7 protein-coding genes and 1 pseudogene are annotated in these 7,977 nt (G+C 43.4%); 6 read left to right on the top strand and 2 right to left on the bottom strand.

Going from position 1 to position 7,977, the window contains the following annotated elements:
* Positions 1 to 432 precede the first annotated feature (432 nt).
* On the top strand, positions 433 to 576 hold the full coding sequence (locus tag F6J99_RS37470) for a hypothetical protein (protein ID WP_158516942.1): 144 nt from the start codon (positions 433 to 435) through the stop codon (positions 574 to 576).
* A 487-nt stretch (positions 577 to 1,063) separates the two neighbouring features.
* Entirely contained in the window at positions 1,064 to 1,966 is a 903-nt protein-coding gene (crtR, locus tag F6J99_RS37465; protein WP_293120896.1) for a beta-carotene hydroxylase, read from the top strand.
* Between the two features lie 200 nt (positions 1,967 to 2,166).
* On the opposite strand, the gene aroH is transcribed toward crtR, so the two are convergent.
* Positions 2,167 to 2,553, bottom strand: a complete 387-nt coding sequence (gene aroH / locus F6J99_RS37460; protein WP_293120894.1) for a chorismate mutase — start codon at positions 2,551 to 2,553, stop codon at positions 2,167 to 2,169.
* A 76-nt stretch (positions 2,554 to 2,629) separates the two neighbouring features.
* The gene (sppA, locus tag F6J99_RS37455; protein ID WP_293091510.1) at positions 2,630 to 3,454 is read right to left on the bottom strand and encodes a signal peptide peptidase SppA; all 825 of its coding nucleotides are present in this window, start codon (positions 3,452 to 3,454) and stop codon (positions 2,630 to 2,632) included.
* A 327-nt stretch (positions 3,455 to 3,781) separates the two neighbouring features.
* Here sppA and F6J99_RS37450 point away from each other — a divergent pair, with 327 nt between their 5' ends.
* The 4 genes and pseudogenes from F6J99_RS37450 to F6J99_RS37435 form a co-directional block, all read left to right on the top strand.
* A complete protein-coding gene (locus F6J99_RS37450; protein ID WP_293120892.1) occupies positions 3,782 to 4,759 on the top strand; it encodes an EamA family transporter in 978 nt (325 codons plus the stop codon).
* A 309-nt stretch (positions 4,760 to 5,068) separates the two neighbouring features.
* Positions 5,069 to 6,265, top strand: coding sequence for a HEAT repeat domain-containing protein (locus F6J99_RS37445; RefSeq protein WP_293120890.1), 1,197 nt, complete (start codon positions 5,069 to 5,071; stop codon positions 6,263 to 6,265).
* A gap of 226 nt (positions 6,266 to 6,491) precedes the next feature.
* The gene (locus tag F6J99_RS37440; RefSeq protein ID WP_293120888.1) at positions 6,492 to 7,589 is read left to right on the top strand and encodes a glycosyltransferase; all 1,098 of its coding nucleotides are present in this window, start codon (positions 6,492 to 6,494) and stop codon (positions 7,587 to 7,589) included.
* 93 nt (positions 7,590 to 7,682) lie between these two features.
* Positions 7,683 to 7,859 (top strand): annotated as a pseudogene (locus F6J99_RS37435) (transposase); the annotation flags it as partial.
* Positions 7,860 to 7,977 lie beyond the last annotated feature (118 nt).

The raw sequence follows: 7,977 nt of genomic DNA, 5'->3' as shown, positions 1-7,977 counted from the left end.
TAGCTTAGTACTAATGTTGCTGCATAAGTGACATTCTCCCTGTTATTGTCTCACTTATGCTTGAATAATAACTTGCTCAATAACCATAATTTAAACTACCTATTTTATCCTTGATATTTACTATTTTTTTGATTAAAAATAGTTTTTTTCAGATTGAATAAATAGAATAAAATTGTCCTAATTATTAAATTATAAAGCTGTTTATATATGAAGCATTATTCGTTATGATTACGCAAAAAAATGTTGATTGCTATAATATTTAATACTTAAAGTAAACAATGCCAAACGTTAATAGTTGTTCGTGTTTCTTGAGTCCGGGAGAATCTAATCGGTGATTATCCACTATTTGTTTATTTACCAGAGATGGTTCCAATGGGTGAGCTGTTGGCAGTACAGGCTCAACATTGAGAAACTGGTTTTGATTTCCGTTGTTTGGCGATCCCAACCGATGATTTAAGCAACTTGGAGAAGTTGGCAGGGATAGTGGTTAACCTGATTGAAGCGGAACTCAACCAGGGAGCTTCACAGGACGTTTATCTGTATGGTGAGTCGAAAGGAAGTCTGTCTGGTGCGTGAAGGTAGCTCTGAAAACCCCCCATAGGATTGACCGGATTATTTTGAGTAACCGAGCTACTTGTTTTAACCAACGAGCTTTCTTGATGCAAAGCGCGAGTGGGGAGGGGCTGCATCAAGACAAGCCTCTCCTCTCATTAAGGTAATTGATTTGACACCGCTGCATCGCTGAAAGCCCCGTGGAAACGCCCATAGGTTAGCGCTGCCTCCCTTTGAGCACACTTGCTCACCTGTTACCTTGCTGTATCGCTAGCTGAAACAGAGGTTAACTTGTAGAAGATTATCAGCTCCACAGTTGAAAACCCCTGTGCCTCGCAGAAGCAGAAGGGTATCACAAGCAGTGCCGGAGGGTGACTCCCCTGGTGACGAGAGTGATTTTCCTGAAATTGACTTTAGTTTCTGATTAGAAGTTCTAATCTTAACAAATCTTTATGATTTAGCCATTTTACCTTATACTACCAAAAGACAGTAGAAAGGAGAAAAAACAAGTATGTCGGAGGCCATCAAGCCGCTGACAGTACCCAAGGAGTTCCTGGGTGCCCCGGATAAGTTTAACTTAACGTTACTTATGTTTGTGGCGGCGATCATCTTGGTGGTCTGTTCCACCAGTGGTTACTGGCTTTGGGATTTGCCTAACGCTTGCTGCTTTAGCATTAATGTCCTTGCCTTACACATGGTAGGAACAGTCATTCACGATGCCTCTCACCATGTTGCCCACAAAAACCGTTACCTCAATGCCCTGATGGGTCATGGTAGCGCCCTGATGTTAGGTTTTACCTTCCCAGTGTTCACGCGGGTTCATATGCAGCATCATGCCAATGTTAACGATCCCGAAAACGATCCCGATCATTTTGTTTCTACTGGTGGTCCGCTGTGGTTAATTGCAGTTCGCTTTTTTTATCACGAAATATTTTTTTTCAAGCGCCGTTTGTGGCGTAAGTATGAGCTCTGGGAGTGGTTTTTTAGCCGTCTATTCATCGCCATCATCATATATCTTGCTTGTCAATACGGCTTTTTAGACTACATCATGAACTATTGGTTTGTGCCAGCATTAGTTGTAGGTATAGCCCTAGGATTGTTCTTTGATTATTTGCCTCATCGTCCATTTAAAGAACGTGATCGCTGGAAAAATGCTAGAATTTACCCCAGTCCCATCATCAACCTGCTAATTATGGGACAAAATTATCATCTAATTCATCACCTGTGGCCGACGATACCCTGGTACAAGTATCAGCCCGCCTACCGTGCTGTTAAACCCCTTTTAGATGAAAAAGGTTGTGATCAATCTCTAGGACTTCTGGCTCGAAAGAGTTTTTGGAACTTTGTATACGACATCTTTTTAGGAATTCGTTTCCACCACAAATCATCTGATAGAAAAACGGAATCAACCTGAAAATCTTTCTGTTGATGGTTGACCATGGACGGTTGACCATTGATAAATTTTACTCAATAAAATTGTGTTTCTGTTAATTGTTAATTGTTAATTGACCATTGACCATTAACAATTTTATTTTGACTAATGAATAATGACAACTTTAAATTTCCACTGGCTAATTGGTAGAAGCCGCATGCTTAGTATAAATAACCTGACAACTAACGGCTGAGTTGAGCTAAAGTCCAATCAGGCCTTAAATTTTTTGCCTGACGTAAATAGGGATGATAAATTTCAAGTTGAGAAACAGGAGTGTTGATTTGGATTAAACACCGGATACAACGCTCTAGGCTACCCTCGACATGCATCTGTTGCACATCAAGTAAAGGAACATCATCCCAATTCGGACGTTCTCGTGCGATCGCAGCTGGAAATTTAGCATCCAAATCACGGGTCGTGGTGAAAATGGCACTAATAATTTCTTGATGGTCGATTTGATTATGAGCTTCGAGTTCATCTAGCAGTTCCATCACTGCTTCTCGAATCGCTGCTACTGTATTTTCTGAGGCAGTTGTTGCCCCTCGAATTGCTCTAACTCTCCAGTGCAAGGTAATATCCTCCGAATTTTCCTGGGAGATTTGAGATCATACACGCGCTGGTGTAATCTCAAATCTCCATGTTATCTTATGGTCGGTACAACCATAGGGGCTGACCGCTAGTTGATAGTTCAAACTCTAACCAATCTATACCAACAGATATCTGAGATCTATTGCGCATAAGGTTACCCGGTAGCAAGCGACTCAACAATGGTTTGGGTTCTTCGATGGTGAAAGACTTGGTTTTCTCTGGGTCAAGACCCACCAATTCCGCTGCCCAGCAACGGGCATCTTCTTCAGTTCCCAGGCGATCAACGACCCCCAAGTTATGTGCTTGCTCACCAGTAAAAATCCTACCATCAGCAAAACTTTTTACCACATCTACATCTAGCTTGCGACTCTGGGCAACAGTTTGTACAAACTGCTGATAACTGGTATCGATCAACTCTTGAAGAATAGTTTTTTCCGGCTCAGTCAGTTCCCGGTCAAACGCCAAGATATCTTTGTATGGACCTGACTTAATGACCTTAAAGGAAACACCGATTTTATCCAACAAGCGCTCTATATTGTTTCCCCGCAGAATCACACCAATACTTCCAGTGATTGTACCAGGGTTCGCTACTATATGTTCCGCTCCCATGCCAATGTAAACACCCCCGGATGCGGAGATATTGCCAAAGCTAGCTACAATCTTCACCTTTTCTCGCAACCGCACCAAGGCGCTATAGATTTCCTGAGAATCCCCGACTGTACCACCAGGACTGTCAATCCGTAATAGTAAGACCGGAAATTTCTTTTCTTCAACAGTTTTTAGGGCTTCGAGGACCCGTTTACGGGTACCACCAGCGATCGCCCCCGTGATTTCAATTCGAGCAATTTGTTTGAGAGATTTGCGTTTAAACGGCCAAGGCATAGGTGATTGTGAGTATCTAGTCTAGATTTAACTGATTACTGGAGCTTGTATATATAGTTTGCATCATTTTATAAAGCGATCAGCTCCTAAGCTGCTCAAAATAAATAAATAAACAAGTGTTTAACCAAATATGAAAAGCTCGTTTAAGCTGTCGCCCATTGAAATTGTATGTTACTCAGTAAGCTAGAAAAACTCCAAAACTCACTCCTGTGCTCCAGAGCCCCCGTGCTCCAGAGCCAAGTCAATCGGTAAAGTCAATATCTAAATTAAATTTCTGACAGCTGCTTGAGTGTCGGTTATTTTCGTTCTTCACCATAAATCAGGATTATGCAACTAAAAGCCAACACAATACTGCCACCGATAGGGTCACTACTGCTGATTTCCCCCTTTTTTCTATGGGGTACAGCTATGGTAGCCATGAAAGGGGTGATCCCTAACACAACCCCTCTGTTTATGGCTGGGGTGCGGTTAGTACCAGCAGGAGTTTTAGTATTAGGAGCAGCAACTGTGATGGGTCGCCCCCAGCCGAAAGGTTGGCTAGCCTGGCTGTGGATTAGCCTATTTGCCTTAGTGGATGGGGCAATGTTTCAGGGTTTCCTAGCCGAGGGATTGGTTAGCACTGGCGCGGGTTTGGGTTCGGTGATGATTGATAGTCAACCCCTAGTGGTCGCCCTGCTATCGGGATTGCTCTTTGGTGAACTTATTGGACTGTGGGGTTGGTTAGGACTAGGATTTGGTATAGTAGGAATCAGCTTGATTGGCTTGCCCGATCAATGGATTTTCAGCCTTTTTACTGGCAACGCTCAAGCTATAGAATTAAGCTGGGAACAGCTGTTTGATCATGGAGAGTGGCTGATGCTCTTAGCATCCCTTTCCATGGCAGTAGGAACAGTAATGGTTCCCATTATCAGCCGCTATGCTGACCCAGTTGCTGCAGTTGGTTGGCATATGATCCTAGGAGGATTACCGTTATTTGCCCTCTCTAGTGTCATAGAATCCCAGCAATGGGTGAATATTGATGGAGTTGGCTGGATCGCATTAGCTTACTCCACTGTTTTCGGGAGTGCGATCGCATACGGTATATTCTTCTACTTTGCCTCCAAGGGGAATCTCACTAGTCTGTGTAGCTTAACCTTTCTGACACCAGTATTTGCCCTGCTATTTGGGAATTTAGTGTTGTCTGAGGTACTCAGTGCTCTACAGTGGACTGGTGTGTGCGTGACATTGCTTAGCATTTATCTAGTCAATCAGCGCGAACAAATAGCAACTGCGATCAAAGCAAGGCTTGCAAACAACAGCGGCTAGCTAGAGGGGAAAACTGGCAGTGAAAACAACAACTGAGTCTGAAGAAGGTAGTGCTAAGCTACCAGAAACCCAGCAGTGAAGCCGATTTGATACAATTGAGATTAATCGAGCCAAAATTCTGTTGCTCGAACGACTAAAGCACATGGGATTTAGCGTTGTGTGTTAAGTGCTTAAGTTAGAATTGGCGTTCACATTCGAGTCCTGTTTAATTTTATGACTCGCTATTGGTCTATCATACTTGTTGCTACCTGTTTGAACTGTCTAGGTTGGGGGTCCGAAACCAGCCTTACGGTGAAATTAGAAAAAGCGATGTTCCTTAGGAACCGCTACGCGAACGCATTTTCAACCAACAACCTCCCTGACCCGTTGCTAATCGCTCAAGCTCCCACTTCTGCCACAGAAACTGACCAGCCAATTCTGCTCAAAGGGAGTCGGGGAAAAGAGGTGGCTCTTGTGCAAGCCAAGCTAAAGCATCTTGGCTTCTACGATGGGCTTGAAGATGGTGTTTATGGTGAGGATACAGAGAAAGCAGTCGCTTTATTCCAAGAATCTATTGGATTGAGAAAACTGGGTATTGTTGATTCGGTTACTAGGAAGGAATTAGAGCAAGCCTACGCTGCTAAGACGACAACCACCAACACGAGTCCAGCTCCAAACTCAGGTCAATCAGTCCCAGACGAACCGACTACTACGGAACCTTCTACCGAGGAAAAGAGCCTGTCATCTTGGCTGATTATCCCAGCCATCATCATGGCTGGTGGCGTTTTTTTCCTATTCAAGTGGTTGACTAAACCAAAACGACCCGTAGACTCACAATTAGCGCCCTCCACAGAAAATCATGTCTTACAAGATCCTAGAGTCAATAACCTCAAAGTCCAAGTGTCAACTGACTCCCAAAACCACCGTCTTCAAAGGGATGATAACCATAGCGTTAGTTATGATGTCGCCAATCCTAGCAATCCCCAACCTCAGTCATTAGCTGATTCCTTACATGTCAAAAAGACCACTCGTCTGACTAAATTTAGTATCGTCGAGGAATTAATCACAGAATTAGAAGACCCAGACCCAAAAAAGCGACAACAAGCTATCTGGGAATTAGCCCAAAAGGGTGATTCTAGGGCAGTAAAGCCCCTAGTGGACTTAATGCTAGATTCTGATTCTAAGCAGCGTAGCTTGATTTTGGAAGCCTTATCCCAAATTAGCACCAAAACCCTAAAACCGATTAACAAAGCCCTAGCCATTTCTTTGCAGGATGACAACGCTCAAGTGCGGAAAAATGCGATTCGGGATGCAACGCGAATTTATGAATTACTAAATCAAGTCTTGCAGATGTTGCGTCACGCTACCGATGACCCGGATTCCGAAGTGCGAGAAACGGCAACATGGGCAATCGATCAGTTTAATAAAATTCGCCCTGCAGCGAATCTGGATAGTTTGCCACCAGCACAAAATTACCTAAATTCATCAGAAAATACGTCAAACCATTACCAAGATAATAGCGACTAGTTAGGGAAATTCATAACAGGTAATAAAAGTTTAGTAACCTTTACTTACCGTGCTATGATAGGGAAGTGTAAACCGTTAAAATGGAATAGCATAGAATAAAAGTTTACTCAGCTTTACTTACCGTGCTTGAAAATGTTTACAGTAATAAATGTTTTGAAGTCAAAATTAATTAAAAGCTTATATTTATCGTTTTGATTATCAAATTGCCAGGGTTAATTTTCAATTAATGAGCCAATTAAATTCCCTGAAATTGCTATTAATTTCCACCCCAGTTGGTCCGTTGGGTTCAGGCTTAGGTGGTGGGGTTGAGTTGACTGTACGTAACATTGCTACGGAATTGATTAATCGGGGTCACAGGATCACAATTGTGGCAACTAAAGGATCTACAGCTTGGGGAATGCCTCTGGTAGAAATTGATGGTGTTCTGGAAACTAGTATTCAAACTCAAACAAGAGACACTCCTACTATCATCCCCCCATCCTCGGTATTGGCTAATATGTGGGACTATGGGCGGCAAGTTCAAACTGACTATGACTTGATTGTGAACTTTGCCTACGACTGGTTACCGTTTTACCTAACCCCCTTTTTCACTTGTCCCATTGCTCACCTAGTGAGTATGGGTTCATTAACCGAGGCGATGGATCAGATCATCGAACAAATTGCCATTAATTTTCCTGGCACAATTGGGGTTCATTCAATCGCTCAAGGGGCAACATTTTCCTTCAAGAATCGCTTTCGTTGTTTGGGAAATGGCATTGATTTGTCTGTGTATTCCTTTTGTGACTCTCCCTCACCCTGGGTCGGCTGGGTGGGTCGAATTTCTCCAGAAAAAGGCCTAGAAGATGCAGTGGCAGCATCCGATTTCACGGCTACGCCACTAAAAATTATGGGTCTGATACAAAATAAACCCTATTGGGAGCAGATTCTCCAGGATTACCCCAATGCCCCTCTAGAATACCTGGGTTTTCTCCGAACTGATCAACTCCAAAAATACTTGCGCCAGTGTCGAGCCTTACTGATGACGCCTCATTGGGTGGAAGCATTTAGTACTGTGGTCATGGAAGCCCTCGCTTGTGGAGTACCAGTCATTTCCTATGACCGTGGTGGATCAGCAGAAATTATCGAAGATGGTAAAAATGGCTTTTTGGTAGAACCCGATTCTGTGGAAGGCTTGGTAGAAGCCTTGGGAAACTTGGATAAAATTGACCGCCGTGAATGCCGTCGCCTCCTCGAAGTTAAATACTCTAATCAGGCCATGAGCGATCGCGTAGAGCAGTGGCTCTGGGATATTTTAAAGGAAAGTCACGCGATTAGACGCCATTAAATAGGGATAATACGGTATTTAACGGAATAAAACCGACATTGACATTTTACTAGCGCTAGAGTTAGATTAAAGTATAGGATTCAGACGTCAACGATGCCCAAGAAAGTAGGAGCAACTAGGAAAATATCGACTCAAATCGTCCCCATAGTAGGGATGACTGAGTCGGTTAAGGCAGAGTTGCTGTCCACAATGAAAAAGCTGGGCATTGTTCGCTCTGAGTCTTACAACAAGCTGGGGAGCATTAGCCATTGGGGACTGGATTGGGTGCGGCTCGTTCCAACTAGGAGCCTTCAGCGACTGAAGGGGTATGAGTTGGGGACTTGCGCAGGATAAAACCTGAAAAGTCTAACTACCTATCGGATGCAGGTGAAAGCCCTGCCTATGAGGA

The organism is Moorena sp. SIO4G3 (assembly GCF_010692305.1).
In the GTDB taxonomy this organism is placed as follows: Bacteria; Cyanobacteriota; Cyanobacteriia; order Cyanobacteriales; family Coleofasciculaceae; genus Moorena; species Moorena producens_A.
The sequence above is the reverse complement of the archived record's forward strand: the minus strand, read 5'-3'. Positions and strand labels throughout refer to the sequence as shown.

Bases quoted from the DNA above. Each gene is read 5' to 3' on its own strand.
- crtR (WP_293120896.1), top strand. From the start codon at position 1,064: ATGTCGGAGGCCATCAAGCCGCTGACAGTACCCAAGGAGTTCCTGGGT.
- sppA (WP_293091510.1), bottom strand. From the start codon at position 3,454: ATGCCTTGGCCGTTTAAACGCAAATCTCTCAAACAAATTGCTCGAATT.
- F6J99_RS37450 (WP_293120892.1), top strand. From the start codon at position 3,782: ATGCAACTAAAAGCCAACACAATACTGCCACCGATAGGGTCACTACTG.
- F6J99_RS37445 (WP_293120890.1), top strand. From the start codon at position 5,069: ATGTTCCTTAGGAACCGCTACGCGAACGCATTTTCAACCAACAACCTC.
- F6J99_RS37440 (WP_293120888.1), top strand. From the start codon at position 6,492: ATGAGCCAATTAAATTCCCTGAAATTGCTATTAATTTCCACCCCAGTT.